The organism is Streptomyces sp. NPDC039462 (genome assembly GCF_055639375.1).
The window spans coordinates 84,835-100,545 of sequence record NZ_JBVKAO010000008.1 but is presented as its reverse complement, the minus strand read 5'-3'; the positions used below and the strand labels follow the sequence as shown (position 1 = coordinate 100,545).

At 74.1% G+C, this 15,711-nt stretch carries 11 protein-coding genes; 5 read left to right on the top strand and 6 right to left on the bottom strand.

The window, feature by feature from the left end:
- Position 1: 1 nt before the first annotated feature.
- Positions 2 to 649: an ABC transporter permease gene (locus tag ACZ7LU_RS33670; RefSeq protein ID WP_398303559.1), complete on the bottom strand. Its 648-nt coding sequence runs from the start codon at positions 647 to 649 to the stop codon at positions 2 to 4.
- Positions 646 to 1,842 carry an ABC transporter ATP-binding protein gene (locus tag ACZ7LU_RS33665; protein WP_471918899.1) on the bottom strand — a complete coding sequence of 399 codons (1,197 nt, stop codon included), beginning with the start codon at positions 1,840 to 1,842 and terminating at the stop codon, positions 646 to 648. The genes ACZ7LU_RS33670 and ACZ7LU_RS33665 overlap by 4 nt, the downstream gene beginning before the upstream one ends.
- 142 nt (positions 1,843 to 1,984) lie before the next feature.
- Here ACZ7LU_RS33665 and ACZ7LU_RS33660 point away from each other — a divergent pair, with 142 nt between their 5' ends.
- Both ACZ7LU_RS33660 and ACZ7LU_RS33655 read left to right on the top strand, forming a co-directional pair.
- On the top strand, positions 1,985 to 3,544 hold the full coding sequence (locus tag ACZ7LU_RS33660) for an aromatic amino acid ammonia-lyase (RefSeq protein ID WP_471918898.1): 1,560 nt from the start codon (positions 1,985 to 1,987) through the stop codon (positions 3,542 to 3,544).
- Positions 3,541 to 4,374, top strand: coding sequence for a MurR/RpiR family transcriptional regulator (locus ACZ7LU_RS33655; protein WP_398303565.1), 834 nt, complete (start codon positions 3,541 to 3,543; stop codon positions 4,372 to 4,374). The genes ACZ7LU_RS33660 and ACZ7LU_RS33655 overlap by 4 nt, the downstream gene beginning before the upstream one ends.
- Before the next feature lie 17 nt (positions 4,375 to 4,391).
- Here the strand turns inward: ACZ7LU_RS33655 and ACZ7LU_RS33650 are convergent, their stop codons facing one another.
- From ACZ7LU_RS33650 to ACZ7LU_RS33635, 4 genes are read right to left on the bottom strand one after another with little or no spacing between them, the layout of a single operon-like run.
- Positions 4,392 to 5,489 carry a PQQ-like beta-propeller repeat protein gene (locus tag ACZ7LU_RS33650; RefSeq protein ID WP_471918897.1) on the bottom strand — a complete coding sequence of 366 codons (1,098 nt, stop codon included), beginning with the start codon at positions 5,487 to 5,489 and terminating at the stop codon, positions 4,392 to 4,394.
- Positions 5,490 to 5,513: 24 nt separating this feature from the next.
- A complete protein-coding gene (locus ACZ7LU_RS33645) occupies positions 5,514 to 6,593 on the bottom strand; it encodes a serine/threonine-protein kinase (RefSeq protein WP_471918896.1) in 1,080 nt (359 codons plus the stop codon).
- A gap of 2 nt (positions 6,594 to 6,595) precedes the next feature.
- Positions 6,596 to 8,791 carry a protein kinase domain-containing protein gene (locus tag ACZ7LU_RS33640; protein WP_471918895.1) on the bottom strand — a complete coding sequence of 732 codons (2,196 nt, stop codon included), beginning with the start codon at positions 8,789 to 8,791 and terminating at the stop codon, positions 6,596 to 6,598.
- 15 nt (positions 8,792 to 8,806) lie between these two features.
- Positions 8,807 to 9,667: a hypothetical protein gene (locus tag ACZ7LU_RS33635; RefSeq protein ID WP_471918894.1), complete on the bottom strand. Its 861-nt coding sequence runs from the start codon at positions 9,665 to 9,667 to the stop codon at positions 8,807 to 8,809.
- Positions 9,668 to 9,829: 162 nt separating this feature from the next.
- On the opposite strand from ACZ7LU_RS33635, the gene ACZ7LU_RS33630 reads away from it, so the two are divergent.
- The 3 genes from ACZ7LU_RS33630 (at position 9,830) to ACZ7LU_RS33620 (ending at position 15,587) form a co-directional block, all read left to right on the top strand.
- Complete coding sequence (locus ACZ7LU_RS33630) at positions 9,830 to 12,724, top strand: AfsR/SARP family transcriptional regulator (protein WP_471918893.1); 2,895 nt, start codon at positions 9,830 to 9,832, stop codon at positions 12,722 to 12,724.
- A gap of 95 nt (positions 12,725 to 12,819) precedes the next feature.
- On the top strand, positions 12,820 to 13,419 hold the full coding sequence (locus tag ACZ7LU_RS33625) for a hypothetical protein (RefSeq protein WP_471918892.1): 600 nt from the start codon (positions 12,820 to 12,822) through the stop codon (positions 13,417 to 13,419).
- A 296-nt stretch (positions 13,420 to 13,715) separates the two neighbouring features.
- Positions 13,716 to 15,587 (top strand): sensor histidine kinase, encoded by a 1,872-nt coding sequence (locus ACZ7LU_RS33620; RefSeq protein ID WP_471918891.1) that lies wholly within the window; start codon positions 13,716 to 13,718, stop codon positions 15,585 to 15,587.
- Positions 15,588 to 15,711 lie beyond the last annotated feature (124 nt).

Here is a 15,711-nt window from a genome sequence, read left to right as displayed (position 1 = left end):
GTCAGGCACTCCTCCGGCGGCGGGTCCAGGGCGTCAGGACGTACTGGAGGGCGACGAGCAGCGCGTCCGCGACGAGCGCGAGGAGCAGCGTGAGGACCACGCCGGCGATGACCGGGGTGGGGAAGTTGCGCTGGAAGCCGTCCGTGAAGAGCTGTCCGAGGCCGCCGTCGCCGATGTACGTCGCCACGGAGACGAGGGAGATCGACATGACGGTCGCGATCCGTACGCCCGCCATGATCACGGGAAGGGCGAGGGGCAGCTCGACGGTGAGGAGGGTGCGCAGGGGCCGGGTGCCCATGGCCTTGGCGGCTTCCTTGGTCTTCGCCGGGACGGAGTCGAGTCCTTCGACGGTGTTCCGCAGGAGCACGACGAGCGTGTAGATCGTCAGGCCGATGACGGTGGTGGTGCGGGTGAGTCCGCTGACCGGCAGGAGCAGGACGAAGACGGCGATGGACGGGATGGTGAACAGCACGTTCGAGAGGCCGAGGAGCAGTCCGCGCAGGGGGCGGACGCGGTGCGCGACGACGGCCAGGGGGAGCGAGATCAGCAGCCCCAGGGCCACGGCGGAGAGGGCGGCCTGGAGGTGGGAGAGGGTGAGGGTGGCGAGATCGTCGGTGTGGTCGGCTATCCACGACCAGTCGATGGTCATGGGGCGGGCGTCTGGTTGTTCTTCGCCTGCGGCCCGGTGGGGGCTGATCGCGCAGTTCCCCGCGCCCCTGGGCCGTCCTCCTCGCCCGGCACCGAGACGCCTCTGGCCGAGGTGGACGAGTCAGGGGCGCGGGGAACTGCGCGACGAGCCCCCACCGGCCCGCGGTTGACCGCGTGCGCCGCGCTCGCCCCGTCGTGGATGTCCTCACGGGACGACACCCCCGTCAGGCGGCCCTCCGCGTCCACGCGGGCGACCAGCCCCGCCGGGGAGGACAGCGACTCGTCCAGCGCCGCGAGAAGCGTGTCCGTGTCACGGAGTGGACGTACGGGGACATCCGGCGCGTCGGCGTCGACGTGGCGCCAGGCGAGAGGAGACCCCGCCGCGTCCAAGCGGAGCGTCCACGCACCGCCCTCGGGCGCAGGCCCCTGCGGGACGCCCGACAGGGAGGCGAGGGAAAGAAGCTTCAGGCCGCGCTCCGCACCCAGGAAGTCCGCGACGAAGTCGTCCGCGGGGCGGGCGAGCAACTCCGCGGGCTCGGCGCACTGCACGAGGTGCCCGCCGGTACGGAAGACGGCTATGCGGTCACCGAGCCGCACCGCCTCGTCGATGTCGTGCGTGACGAAGACGATGGTCTTGCTCAACTCCCGCTGAAGGCGGAGGAGTTCGTCCTGGAGCTGGGTGCGGACCACCGGGTCCACCGCGCCGAACGGTTCGTCCATGAGGAGGACCGGCGGGTCGGCGGCGAGCGCGCGGGCCACGCCGACGCGCTGCTGCTGGCCGCCGGAGAGCTGGTGCGGGTAGCGCTTCCCCGCGTCGGGGGCGAGGCCGACCGTCTCCAGGAGCTCCGCCGCCCGCGCCCGCGCCTTCCTGCGGCCCCAACCGAGCAGCAGCGGCACCGTGGCGACGTTGTCGAGGACCGTGCGGTGCGGGAAGAGGCCGGCCTGCTGGATGACGTAGCCGATGGAGCGGCGCAGGTCGGCCGCGTCCTGTTCCAGGATGTCGCGGCCGCCGACCCGGATCGTCCCCGAGGTCGGGTCGACCATGCGGTTGATCATGCGGAGGGTCGTCGTCTTGCCGCAACCGGAAGATCCGACGAGGACGGTCACGCCGCCTTCGGGCATGTCCAGGGTGAGGTCGTGGACCGCTGTGGTGCCGTTCGGGAAGCGCTTGTGGACCGTATCGAATTGGATCATGTGGAGTCCCTTGCCCGGCTGTATATGGTCATGCAGAGTTCTCGCTGTCTGAATAAGTTGTCAATAGTTTTCGGTGCGCCCCGCGTAAATCACCGGTAACAAGTGGCCGCAGGGCAAGACAGAACGTCCGGTTGAGGAGGGAATGCGCGTGAAGTCGTCTCGTATCGCGGACACGGCGACCGACGACAGGGAAGCGGTCGTCGTCCTCGACGGCCGGGGAATGATGGTCGCAGACGTCGTACGCCTGGCCGAATCCGACGCCCGGCCGGTGCCCGCCACCGACGGCATGAAGCGCGCCGAGGAGTCCTGGAACGCCGCGCGGGAGATCGCCGCCTGGGGTCGCGTCTACGGCCGCTCCACCGGAGTCGGCGCCAACCGGAACGAGGACGTACCGACCGATGCGGCCGCCGACCACGGCCTGCGGCTGCTGCGCTCGCACGCCGGGGCCATCGGCGCCGAGCTGCCCGCCCGGCAGGTCCGCGCCATGCTCGCCGTCCGCGCCAACCAGCTCCTCGCGGGCGGCGCGGGCCTGCGCCCCAGCGTCGTCACCGCGCTCTGCCGCGCCCTGGAGACCGGCGCCCACCCCACGGTCAACGAATTCGGCTCGGTCGGCACCGGCGACATCGCCGCCCTCGCCCAGCTGGGCCTCGCGCTCGCCGGCGAACACCCCTGGCGGGGCAGCGGGGCGCCCCCGGAGCCCCAGCCCCTCGACAACAACGACGCCCTCGCCCTGATCAGCAGCAACGCCCTCACCCTCGGCCAGTCCGCGCTCGCCCTGCACGAACTGCGCGGCCTGATCGGCGCCACCCAGGTGGTCGCCGCGCTGTCCCTGATGGCGGTCGACGGGTCGTATGAGGCGTACGCCCTGCCCGTGCACGAGGCGCGCCGCCACCCCGGCTCCTACACGGTCGCCGCGCGCATGCGGCGCCTGCTCGGCGCCCCCGACCGCCCGACCCCGCCCCTCGGTCGCATCCAGGACCCCTACGGCTTCCGCTGCGTGCCGCAGATCCACGGGCCCGCGCACGACGCCGCGGACGCCCTGGAGGAGGTCCTCACCGTCGAGATCAACGCCGCCGCCGAGAACCCCCTGATCTCACCGGACGACATGGCGGCCTACCACCACGGCGGCTTCTACCTCGCCCAACTCGCCCTGGCCCTCGACCACTTCAGGCTCGCGGTCACCCAGGCGGCCCGCCTGTCGACATCGCGGCTCTCCACGCTCAACGAACCGGCCTTCACCCGCCTGCGGCCCTTCCTCGCCGACGGCGAGCCCGCCTCGTCGGGCGTCATGATCCTCGAATACGCGGCCGGAGCCGCCCTCGGCGACCTGCGGGCCTTCTCCGCACCCGCATCGCTCGGCCACGCGGTGCTCTCCCGCGGCGTCGAGGAGCAGGCCAGCTTCGCCTCGCTCGCGGCCCGCCAGACGCTGCGCGCCTGCGAGGCGTACCGCATGGTGGTGGGATGCGAACTCGTCGCGGCGGTGCGGGCGTTGCGGCAGCGTGAGCTGCGCCTCGACCCGGCCACCCCGCTCGCGTACGCCTTCGAACTCGCCGACTCCGTACTCGAACCGGAGATCGCGGACCGGCCGCTGACGGATGATGTGACGGCGGCGGCGGGACTCCTCGACCGGTTCACCCGGCTCTGGTCGGACCTCGGCGCCGGAACGACTGCGGGTACGGACATCCTGAGGGGGACGGCATGAGTGACAGCCCTGCCGCGCGACTGCAAGTGCTCTTCGAGGGCCACCGGCTCACGCCCACCCAGCGGCGCATCGCGCACTGCATGGTGCGCAGGGCCGCCGACGCGCCCTTCCTGTCCAGCGTGGAGCTGGCCGAGCTCGCCGGGGTGAGCCAGCCATCGGTCACCCGCTTCGCCGTCGCCCTCGGCTTCGACGGCTACCCGGCCCTGCGCAGGCACCTGCGGGACGTGGCCCCGCCGGAGACGTCGGCCAAGACGCTGGCGAACGAGTACCAGCAGGCCGTCGAGGCGGAGATCGAGAACCTCCGGCACCTCGCCGAGGCGCTCGCCGACCCGGCGCCCGTGGAGCGGGCAGGACGGCTCCTCGCCGCCTCCCGGCCCCTGCCCGTCCTCGGACTGCGGGCCGCCGCCTCGCAGGCCTACGGCTTCTCGTACTTCGCCGCCAAGGTCCACCCCGACGTGCGGCTCCTCGACGAGGGCGGCACCATGCTGGCCGACCGCGTCGACGCGGCGGTCCGCGCGGGCGCCACCGCCCTCCTCTGCTTCGCGCTGCCCCGCCACCCCCGCGAGGTCGTCGACGCGCTCGCCTACGCCCGGTCGGCGGGCCTGACGGTCGTCACCGTCGCCGACTCCGCGTTCGCCCCCGTGGCCGCCCACTCCGACCTCCTCCTGCCGGCCGCGGTCGGCACGGGCCTCGCCTTCGACACGGCCTGCGCGCCGATGCTCCTGGGCCGGGTCCTCCTGGAGGCGATGTGCGACGGCCTTCCGGACGCGCAGGCCCGCCTGGAGGAGTTCGATGTACGGGCGGCGGAGCGGGGGCTGTTCGTGGAGTAGGCGCGGCCCGTGTGCCACTACGCCTCGGGCACGGTGAAGCGGAAGAGCTTGCCGGACCAGGTGGCGTACAGGTGGTCGCCGACGGCACGCGCCGTCCACGGTCCGGAGCCGCCGGTGGCCCGGTGGTGCCAGACCTGCTCGCCGGTGCCGGCGTGGAAGGCGTACAGGCCCTTGTCGCCCGCGGCGAGGAAGAGTCCGTGCAGGGCGCCCAGGAGGTCGAGGCCGCCCAGGCCGGCCCCCGCCGTCCAGCGTTTCGCGCCGGTCCGGGCGTCCAGCCCGTGCAGGACCTTCTTGTCCAGGTGGCAGACGGTCGCGCCGGCGCGTGCGAAGCCGCGGTTGCCGCGGGCGGCGGTCCGCACCGACCACAGGGTCTTGCCCGACGCCGGGTCGAAGGCGGCGAGCAGCCCGCGGGTCGAGCCGCTGAAGCCGGTGCTCGGATAGCAGAAGAGCGTGCCTTCGAGCAGGCTCAGGGAGCCCTCCCAGCCGAGGATCTCGGCGTTCGTGGGCGGGAGTTCGGTCGGCTCGCTCCAGCGGGTCCCGCCGTCGTCGGGGTCGAGGGCCAGCAGCTTCATCTTGGCGTCGATGGCGTAGAGGACCTTGCTCTTCTCCGGCGGGTGGACGGTGACGAGGTCCTTCGCCCACACGCGCTCGCCCGTGTCCCGGTCGAGGGCGGAGTAACCCCTGAGCATCGCGCCCGGGGTGGTTTTCGACGCGCCGCCCCAGACGAGCGGCGCGCCCGCCGGAGTGGTGCCGAGCGCCACGCTCACGTCTTCCACGTCACGTGCGGTCCACCGCACCGCACCGCTCGACGCCTCCAGGGCCCGGAAGCGCCCGCCGCTCGTCGTCATGACCAACTCGCCGTCGGTGAGGTGGAGTTGCGGCGCGCTTTCGCCGACCGGTGGCGCGTCCCACAGCTTCTTGCCGGACCGGCCGTCGAACGCGTGCACCTTGCCGTCGGTGCGGACCGTGTAGACGCGCTTGTCGTCGGCGAGTGCGTCGGTGTTCTGGCCGCCGAGGTCCTTCCACAGGAGCTTGCCGGTGTTCCGGTCGAAGCAGGCGCCGGAGGCCTTCTCGGTGCACAGCAGCGTGGACCGGGTGACCGCGCGCAGGAACATGGCGGGCTGCGGAAGCTCCTTGGTTCAGTCGAGCTCGGGTGCGGCGGCCGCGTCCCCGCCGCCCCCGCCGCGCGAGCGCAGGAACCAGAAGCTGCCCCCGGCCGCCGCGGTCACGGCGAGCGCGCCGCCGCCGGCCAGCAGCCGGCGGCGGCTGAGCAGCGGGCCGCGCAGCGCGCCCTGCAGCGTGCGCTCGTCCTCGGTCACCTGGAGCTCGACCGCGCCGAGCCAGCCGGCGGTCGTCTCCGGGCGCAGCCACGCCTGGAGCTGCTCGACGGTGGGCCGTCGGGCGGGGTCCTTGTCGAGGCACGCGGCGACGACGCCGAGCAGGCCGGGCGGGACGCCCGTCAGCTCGGGCTCTTCGTAGGCGGCCCGGTAGAGCAGGGCGTGGACCGCGCCGGTGCCGAACGGCGGAGTGCCGGTGGCGGCGAAGGCGAGCACGGCGCCGAAGGCGAACACGTCGCTCGCGGCCGTCAGTTCGCCGCCCCTCGACTGCTCGGGCGACATGAAGCCGGGCGACCCCGCGACCTGCCCCGCGGCGGTGAGCACCGTCCCGTCGACGGCCCGGCTGATGCCGAAGTCGATGACCCGCGGGCCGTCGAGGGTGAGCAGGATGTTGGACGGCTTGAGGTCGCGGTGGATGAGCCCGGCCCGGTGGATCGCGGCCAGCGCCTCGGCCAGGCCGCCGCCGAGCACGCGCAGGGTCGGCTCGGGCATGGGCCCGTGGGCGTCCAGGGCGTCGGTGAGGGAGGGGCCGGGGATGTACGCGGTGGCAAGCCACGGCTGCGGCCCCTCGGGGTCGGCGTCGACGACCGGCGCGGTGAAGGCGCCGGAGACCGCGCGGGCGGCGTCGACCTCGGCCTTGAAGCGGCGGCGGAAGTCGGGGTCGGCGGCGAGTTCGGGGCGTACGACCTTCACGGCCACCGCACGGCCGCTGCGCGACGCGGCGAGGTGCACCCGGCCCATGCCGCCCGCGCCGAGCTCCCTGATCACCCGGTAGGGGCCGATGTACGAGGCGGGGGCGGCGGCCCGCGGTGGGGGCGGTGCGGACGGCGTCGGCCCGGCGGGCGGCGGCGCGGACGGCGGCATGGGCGGGGGCGGCGGCATGATCACGAGGTGTCGCTCCGGAAGGCGTGGAGGGTGGACGCGGACGCGGCGAAGAGGGTGTTGCCTGAGACCTGGAGCAGCCAGTCGGTCTTGCCCGCCTCCTTGGCGCCGGACGGCTGGTGCGCCCAGAGCGGCTTGCCGTCGGAGGCGCGCAGGACGACGAACCCCGGCACGTCGCCGGTGGCCCAGGTGGCGATGGCCACCACGGACGAGGAGACGGTGGGCCCCTGGTCGTCCGCGCCACCGGTGGTCGTCAGGCGCACCGGGCTCGCGGTGTTCCACACCTGCTTGCCGCTCCGCGTGTCCAGGGCGAACGCGGTGCCGGGACCGTCGTAGAGATAGGCACGCTCGCCGCGGACCCTGGCCGCGCTGATCGTGGTCGTCTCGTTGACGGCGGTCCACAGCTTCTTGCCGTCGGTGACGCGGAAGGCCTGCGCCTTCGTGCTGGTGACGAGCAGGATCCTGCCGTCGGTGGACAGGTGGGGGTAGGCGCCCGGCTTGACGACGCCCGGGACCTTCCACCGCTCGGCCCCCGAGCGCAGGCCGAGGCCGCGGAGTGTGCCGTTGTCCTGGAGGAAGCAGCGGTCCCCGTCGGCGTACGCCTGGAAGTCGCTGCCCTTGATCCGGCGCGACCACAGCACCTGGCCCGATCCGAGGTCGACCGCGAGGACTCCGTATCCCTTGTGGCCACTGGTGCCGATGACGGCGACCGAACCGGCGACGGACAGCAGCCCGTCGACGAAGTCGGCGGAGTCGGTGCTCTGCTCGGTGACCGTGTGGCCGAACTTCTGCCGGCCCGCGGCGTCGACGCCGAACAGATAGCCGCGCTCGCCGCTCCAGGCCGTGGCGAACAGCGTCGACCCGCCCACGCCCAGCCACTTCGGGCCGGTCGACACGTCGGAGGGCATGCGCAGCGAACCCTTCCAGCGCTCCTTGCCCGACGCGGTGTCATAGGCGGTCGCGTGCTCCTGGCCCCAGTGCACCAACACGTCGCCCTGGAGCTGTAGTTGGGCGCTCTGCAGCTTCTTCAGCGGGACCGACCACCGCGGCTTCGGACCGGCAGGGACCTTGGGCTCGGGCCGCCCCGTGCTGCCCTCGCTGCCTTTGCCGCCGCTCCGGGCCGGGTGCTTGTCGGACTCCGACCGCCACCCGGCCAGCGCGGCGGCCCCGCCGCCCGCCGCGACGGTGGTGCCGGCCGCGGCGAGCCACAGGAATCTGCGGCGGCTCGGCCCCCTGGGGGCGGCGGCGAACGGGTCGACGGGCGGCGCGAGGGGCGCCATCGGCATGGGCGGCGCGGCGACCAGGACGGCGGCGTGCGCCTCCCGCCGCGCCACGTCCTCCCGCAGGCCCTGGGTGAGCAGCGCGGCAGGATCGGCGGGCCCCAGCGCGGCGAGCACCGAGGCGGCGGACGGCCTGAGGGCCGGATCCTTGCCGAGGCAGCCGCTGATCAGCGGAACCAACGCCGTTGGTACGCCGTCGAGTTGAGGCGGATGGTGGACGGCCCGGTAGAGGATCTCGGCCGTCCCGCCGGAACCGAAGGGGCCCCGCCCGGTGGCCGCGAAGACCAGGACGCAGCCCAGCGAGAAGACGTCCGCCGCCGGTCCGGCCGCACGGCTCGACACGATCTGCTCGGGCGCCATGAACCCGGGCGTCCCCACCACGGCGCCCGTCCGCGTCACCTGCGTGGCGTCGACCGCGCTGCTGATGCCGAAGTCGATGACGCGGGGCCCGTCCTCGGCGACGAGTACGTTGCCGGGCTTGAGGTCGCGGTGGACGATGCCGGCGTCGTGGATGGCGAGCAGCGCCTCCGCGAGGCCGGTGCCGAGGGCCCGCAGGCCCGCCTCGGGCAGCACGCCGAAGCGGCGTACGACGTCGTGCAGCGACGGCGCGGGGACGTAGGCGGTGGCCAGCCAGGGCTGCGGGGCGTCCGCGTCCACGTCGAGCACCGGCGGGGTGAAGAAGCCGCTCACGCGCCGGGCCGACGCGGCCTCGCGCCGGAAGCGCCCGCGGAAGTCGGGCGCCTCGGCGTACTCGGGCCGGATGACCTTCAGGGCGACCAGCCGCGACCCCGGCGACCTGGCAAGGAACACCCTGCCCATGCCGCCTTCGCCGAGGAGCTGGAAGACCTCGTAGGGGCCGATCCGGGCGGGGCTGTGTACGACTGCGGGGTCGCTGCCTTCGTGGGTGTGGGTGTACACGTCGTCGCCGCGGGGTCAGCTCATCGAGGCGAGCACGTCACGGGCGGCGGTGACGACGACGTCCTCGGCCTGCTTGCGGGTGAGTTCGGAGGTGTCCTGGCTGTAGACGAGCTCAACCCTGAGTGAGGCGTTGCCCTCACGGACGACCACCTTGGCATAGGTCAGCGACCCGCCCCGGGCGTCGACGTGGTGAGCGGCGAAGGCCTCCTCGCCGAGCCCGCTGACGGAGTGGGGGTCCTCCACCTTGTTGCCGGGCACCGCCTTGAGGAGGCCCCTCTTCTTCAGGTCGTACTGGCCCTCGACGCTCGCGCCGACCGTGAGGTTGACGTCCAGGCTCTGATAGAGGCTGTAGTCCGCGGGCTGCCACCTCGGCATCCTCGTGATCATCATGGACGTGTCCGCGTCGTCCATCAGGCCGGGCGTGCACTTGGCTCCGGGCGCGATCTTCTCGATGGTGGCCGTCTTGATCAGCTCGCATCCCTTGGGCACCTTGGAGAACGCCTTGCCCGCCGACGGTGCCTTTGGCTTGGCGGCACCTCCCGGCCCGCTACCGGGCGCACTCGGGGGCTTGGCCGACTCGCCGCCCTTGTCGTCGTCCCCCGAGGTGGCGACGACGACCACGCCGACGACCACGGCCACGGCGAGCGCGGCGGCGCCGCCGATCAGCCAGCCGCGCGAACGGCCGCCGCGGGGGCCCGAGCCGCCGGGGCCGCCCGCCGGAACCGGCTGCGACCAGGCCGAGGGCGCGCCGGGCGCCTGCGGCGGGACGGGCGGCGGCGCCTGGCCCGGCATCGGGGGTGGTGCCTGGCCGCCCGGCGCCGGGGGCGGTGCCTGGCCGAAGCCCTGCCGGGGATCCACCTGCGGGTTCTCACTCACGGAACAGCTCGCTTCCTCGACGACCGGGACCGGACATGACCCGCCGCACCTTCTCGCGAGACACTGCAATGCCGATGAAATCCTGCTGAAGCAGGGGACTCGGCCGCCGCGGAAGACCAACGCGGCGCTACGGGGAACCACAGGAACGACGGGGGAGTTCGGGTGGATGAGAACACAGAGGTCATAGGAAAGGACCGGCTGCACCTCGCCCTGCTCGGCCCGGTCGCCGCCCACCGCGGTGAGGTGCCGCTCGACCTGGGACCCGTACGCCGTCAGGCGGTACTGGCCGCACTGGTCCTGCGCGCGGAGACGCTCGTGACCCGGCAGCAACTGCTGGACGACGTATGGGGACCGGAACCCCCGGGCACGGGCCACCGGGTCCTGCCCAGCTACGTCTACCCCCTGCGCAAGACACTGGACGCACCCGGCACCGGCCCCGCCGCGTCCGTGATCCGCGGCGAGCGCGGCGGCTACCGTTTCATACCCGGACAAGCCCGCACGGACATAGGGGAGTTGACCGCGGAGGCGGGTGCGGCGCGCGGCGCGAGAGCGGCGGGTGACCTCGCCGCCGCCCTCGACGGCTGTACGCGAGCACTGGACCTGTTCCGCGGGGAGCCGTTGGCCGGCCTGCCCGGACCGCTCGCCGACGCCGAGCGGCAACGCCTCGCCCGGCTGCGGAGGACCCTCCACCAGGAGCGGGTGGAGTGCCTGGTGCTCCTGGGCCGGTATGCGGAGGCCCTCGACGAACTGCTGGCGGCGCCGACGGCACGGCCGCACGACGAGCCCCTCGCCGCCCTGCGCATGCGCGCGCTCTACGGCAGCGGCCGACAGGCCGAAGCGCTCGCCGCCTACCGGGAGACACGGGACCGACTCCGCGACGAACTGGGCGTGGAGCCCGGCGACGACCTCCGCCGAACCCACCAGGCAGTACTGCGCCGAGACGACCTACACCTACTCGGCCACCCCCCAACCCCCCGCACCACGGCCCCCACCACCCCCCGACCATCGCCTGCCTCTCCACCCCCACCCCACCCCCGCCGCAACGAACTCCCGGGCGACACCGCCTGGCTTGTCGGGCGCGAGGCGGAACTCGCCCTGCTCACCGCGCCAGTGCCGCAAGGCTCCGTTTCTGTGGCCGCTGTGGACGGCACCGCGGGCGTCGGCAAGACCGCGTTGCTGGTTCGCGCCGCCTGGGCGCTGCACGATCAGTACCCGGACGGCTGTCTGTTCGTGGATCTGCACACGCACGGCGCCCCGCACGAGAGTCTGCGGCCGCAGCGCGCACTGCACCGGCTGCTCCGTGCCGTCAACGCCGGTGATGGGGAACTCCCCGATGAGCTGCACGAACTGGTGGCCGCCTGGCGTGCGGCCACCAGCTCCCTGCGGCTGCTGCTCGTCGTGGACGACGCCCGCAGCGCGGAGCAGGTGCGGCCCCTGCTGCCCGCGGGCCCGGGCAGCCGGGTCCTCGTGGCCGGCCGCCAGCGCCTGCCCGGCCTCGACGCCGACCGGCGCCTCACCGTGGAGCCTCTGGACACGGGCGAGGCGGTCACCCTCCTCACGCGCCTCCTCGGCGAGACGCGCGCCGAACAGGAACCGGAGGCCGCGCAGGAGCTCGCCCGCCGCTGCGGCGGCCTTCCGCTGGCGCTGCGGATCGCCGGGGCCCGCCTGCAGAACCGCCCCTCCTGGACCGTGGCCCACCTGGTCGGCCGGTTGTCGGACGACGAGCGCCGCCTGGGCGAGCTCCGCGCGGAGGACCGCAGCGTGGAGGCCGCCTTCCGGATGTCGTACGACCTCCTCGTCCCCGAACTGAGGCGTGGCTTCCGGGCGTTGGGCCAGTCGCCGACCGCCGAGTTCGACGGGCTCACTCCCGCCGTCATGCTGGGGCGCCCCCTCGGCGAGACCGAGGATCTCCTGGAGCGCCTGGTCGATGCCAGCCTGTTGCAGCAGCCCCGGCCCGGCCGCTACCGGCTGCACGATCTCGTACGCGACCACACGCGCCGCCTCGCCGCCGCCGAACCGGAGGAGGCCGCCGCGGACCGCGCCGCCGTGCTGCACCTTTACACCGCCGCCGGGCGCATCGCCAGCGACTGGGGCCCCGAGGGCTTCCCGACCGGCCCCGACGTCTCCGACTCTCCCTTCTCGGACTGGCGGGAAGCCGACGCGTGGCTGGACGCAGCGGGCGGCCAACTGCTCGACGTGGTCGCTTTCGCGGCGGCCACCGGGCAGCGCGACCACGCCTGCTGGATCGCCGAGTCCCTGCTCGACCCGCTGGTACGCCAGGGCCGCTACCACGAGTGCCGCTCCGCCCTGGAGCTCGCGCTGTCCGGCGCCGACCTGGCCGACGACCGGCGGATGCCGTCCTCGCTGCGCAACTGCCTCGCCATCGCGGACATCTATCAGGGACGCTTCCGGCAGGCCCACGCCTGGTGCACCGACGCGCTCCGCATCGCCCGCCACCAGGGCGACCTGCGCGAACAGGCTCGGGCGACCGCAGGCATGGGCGCCTCGGAGCGTGCGTTGGGCCGCTTTCCCGAGGCGGCCGCCCACCTGGGCGAGGCCATGGAGATGGCGGCCCGCCTCGACGACGACTGGCTCGCCGGCATGTCGAGCTGCAACCTCGGCGCCCTCCACGACCAGCAGGGCCGGCACGAGGAAGCCCTCACGTACTACGCCACGTCCCTCACCTTCGCCGAGAAGATCGGCCGACCCAGAATGATCAGCAAGACCCTGTGCTTCACCGCGGAGGCCCAGCTGGCACTCGGCCGGCACACCGAGGTCAAGGACCTCGCGCGGCGCGCGGCGGAGCTGGCCCAGGAGGTCGGCGACCTGCAACTGCGCGCGACGAGCCTGTCCCTGCTCGGCGCCGCGGAACACGGCTGCGGCAACCTGCCCCTGGCCATCACCCTCCAGCAGGAGGCCCTGGCCACACTCGCCGAACACACCAGCAGGCCCCTGGAGACGGAAATCCGCCGCCGCCTCGGACGCACCTACGCAGCAGCGGGCCACCCGGCCGAGGCCGAACAGCAATTCCAGGCGGCCCACTCCCTGGAAGCGTGAGACCCGGCGCCGAGTCGGCGTGGTGGGTGGGTGTTCTCACCCTGTCCTCAGATTCCGTCGCTAACCTCCTCCGCCGAAGAAGCGTGACGGGAGGCATGGGAGGCGACGTGGGACGCGGTGGGCACGGGCTGGTGCGGGTGCCGGTGGTGGTGCGGGCCGGGGCGGCGCCCCTGTGGTGGCTGGGGGTGCTCGCCGCGGGGATCGGCGCGCTGCCGCCCGGTCTCACCGGACGCCGTATCGGCGTACTCACCGGGGCGGCCCTCTTCATCGTCGTCGCGGCCGCCGTCGCGTACTCCCGCAGGAAGCGTTACGGCGCCCTCGCCCGCGAGGCGACCCGCGCCGGGAAGTACGACGTGCTCCAGAGCCGGTCCGTGAGCGTGCGCAACTGGCGGCACGGTCACCGCTGGTGGCTCGCCGCCGCCTTCCTCGCCGCACTCGGCAGCGCCATCGCCCTGCCCGTGGCGGGCGGCGCGGTCCTCGCGGGCGCCGGCGCCGGCCTGTGGGCGAAGGCCGCGTGGGTCGGCCGTCGCGAGCGGGCGGACGACGTGCTCCTGTGGGTGCGCGTCGACTGGCTCGGCCGGGGCGCCGGCGCCCCCGCGGGCAAGGCGGTCAGGGCCTACCGCACGACGGGCCCGGCGGCGGGTGACGCCGGGCCGGGCGGGGTGCGGCGCCGCCCCGTCGCGGCGGCCCGGTAGCGACGAGGCCGCTTCCGCCGACGGCTCCCGGCGGTGGTGGGATCCGGGCCGCACTGCCCCGAAGAAGTCGAACTCCCTTATCACCGGCATGCGTTCGAGGGGGCGAGATTGCGACGAACTCGACTGAGGGGCAAGCAGGCTCACCGGGCTGATGTTCATACCCGGACGGGTGGCTAGCATGGCGCGATACGTGGTCCGGAAGATCGCCGTCCTCTTGGCGCCCCCTCCGGGCCCACGACCGATGCGTACCGATCGGCTCGTTGTCCGCCTGCACCCAAGGACCGAGGGACCGCTGAATGTCAGTGCCTGCTCCTCCCAGCCCGCGCCGCACAGCAAAGGCGGAGCGCCCCGCGTGGGCCGTGCCCGGCGGCGTGCTGGTGGTGACCGGCGGCGCCGGCGCCCTCGCGGCTGCCGCGGCACCGGACGCCGCCCGCGGCTGGACGGCGGCCTCGCTCGCGGCCGGCTGGCTGTGCCTGGCCGTCTGCCTGCTCGTCGGCTCCGTGGCGCGGCAGCGGCTCGCCCGCTCCGCCGCGGCGGCCCAGGCCGAGGCCGAGGCGCTGCGGGCTCAGCTTGGCCACCAGATAGCCGAGTCCGCCCACCTCGTGAACGTCACCCTCCCGAGCCTCGTGAAGCAACTGCGCGACGGCGCGGCAGCGGGTGAGGCCCTGGCGAACACGGCACCTCCGTCCGACGCCCAGCTCCGGCGGATCGTGCAGACCTTCGCCTCGGTGGTGGAGGAAACGGTGCGGCACACCCGTGCCGTGGAGGCCCAGCTCGGCCACGCGCAGGGTCAGTTGGCGCAGTCCTCCGAAGAGTTCGACGTACTCACCAAGGTGACCATGCCGACCGCGATCGGGCAGCTGCGCGAGGGGGCCTCCGCGGACACCGTCCTGGCCGGGCTCCAGTGGCCGCAGAACCCCTTGCTGCGGCTGCCCGCGGAATCGTTCATCCGGGAACTCGCCCACAGCGAACGACGCGCCGCCGCCGCGCAGGCCGCATCGGCCAAGGCGCTGAGCCGCGTCCAGGCCAAGGCCGTGAGCATGCTCGCCGACCTGCGCGACATGCAGGAGCGGCACGGCGTCGAGGTCTTCGGCGACCTGCTGCGGCTGGACCACAGCACGTCCCAGCTGGGCCTGATGACGGACCGCCTCGCCCTGCTCATGGGCGGCCGGTCCAGCCGCGCGTGGAACAAGCCGATCGTCATGGAGAGCATCCTGCGGGGTGCCGTCGGCCGCATCTCCGCGTATCAGCGGGTACGGCTGCACTGCTCGACGACCGTGGCGGTCGCCGGCTTCGCCGCGGAGAGCGTCATGCACGTCCTCGCCGAACTCATGGACAACGCCGCGAACTTCTCGCCGCCCATCGACGAAGTGCACGTCTACGTCGAGGAGCGCAGCGCCGGGATCGTCGTGACGATCGAGGACAGCGGCCTGCGGATGGCCGACGCGGCGATGCGCCGGGCCGAGGAGTCCGTCTCCGGGAAGACGACGGACCTCGCCTCGCTCCAGGGCACGCGCCTCGGCCTCGCCGTGGTCGGACGGCTCGCCGCCAAGTACGGCATGAGCGTCAACTTCCGCCCGTCCTCGCGGGGCGGCACGGGTGTGGTGGTCCTCCTGCCGCCGCAGCTCCTCGCCCAGCAGCGCGACCCCGCCCCGCAGCACCCCGTACGGCGCACCACCGCGGCGACACCCCCGCCGCTCCCGGCGGCGCCTGCCCCGGCGGCCGGGGCGGTCGAGGCGACCCCCGCCTTCCCCGCCCTGCCCGAAGCACCCGCGGCACCCCTGACACCCGCGGCACCCGTGACACCCACGGCACCCGTGACACCCCCGGCCGCCGCCGCACCGCCCGCCGCCGCGGACACCCCCGCCCGGCCGGCGCACGCCGCCCCCGCCGCCACGCCGAACGGCCTGCCCGTGCGCGCACCCGGCCGCACCATGGCCGAGGCGGACCGCGAACGCCGCCAGCGCAAGGCGGCAGCCGACGCCGGCTCCGCCACGGGAGCCGGGGCACTGCCCGACGAGGCGGGGCGGGCGCGTGACGCCGGTTCCCGGTTCGGCGCCTTCCACCGCTCGCGGCGTGCCGGGGGCGAGGCCCCTGGCTTCCCGGCGCCCGAGCCTCCGGCCGCGCCGGGCACCCCCGGCGAACCCGGCCCGCCCCCGACCGAGTAACCGAAGCGCTCCCCGCACGGCGCCCGGGTCCGGCGCCCTCCTTCCCCCTTCCCCCCCGCTCAAGACCGTGAGATTGGAGGCACGGGCCGGTGACTGGGCTCGGCTCGCCCGAAGCACCTCGCCC

What these genes read in the sequence shown, in the direction of transcription:
- ACZ7LU_RS33660 (WP_471918898.1), top strand. Translation starts at nt 1,985, where the DNA reads ATGCGCGTGAAGTCGTCTCGTATCGCGGACACGGCGACCGACGACAGG.
- ACZ7LU_RS33645 (WP_471918896.1), bottom strand. Translation starts at nt 6,593, where the DNA reads ATGCCGCCGCCCCCGCCCATGCCGCCGTCCGCGCCGCCGCCCGCCGGG.
- ACZ7LU_RS33665 (WP_471918899.1), bottom strand. Translation starts at nt 1,842, where the DNA reads ATGATCCAATTCGATACGGTCCACAAGCGCTTCCCGAACGGCACCACA.
- ACZ7LU_RS33670 (WP_398303559.1), bottom strand. Translation starts at nt 649, where the DNA reads ATGACCATCGACTGGTCGTGGATAGCCGACCACACCGACGATCTCGCC.
- ACZ7LU_RS33625 (WP_471918892.1), top strand. Translation starts at nt 12,820, where the DNA reads ATGGGAGGCGACGTGGGACGCGGTGGGCACGGGCTGGTGCGGGTGCCG.
- ACZ7LU_RS33655 (WP_398303565.1), top strand. Translation starts at nt 3,541, where the DNA reads ATGAGTGACAGCCCTGCCGCGCGACTGCAAGTGCTCTTCGAGGGCCAC.
- ACZ7LU_RS33650 (WP_471918897.1), bottom strand. Translation starts at nt 5,489, where the DNA reads ATGTTCCTGCGCGCGGTCACCCGGTCCACGCTGCTGTGCACCGAGAAG.
- ACZ7LU_RS33620 (WP_471918891.1), top strand. Translation starts at nt 13,716, where the DNA reads ATGTCAGTGCCTGCTCCTCCCAGCCCGCGCCGCACAGCAAAGGCGGAG.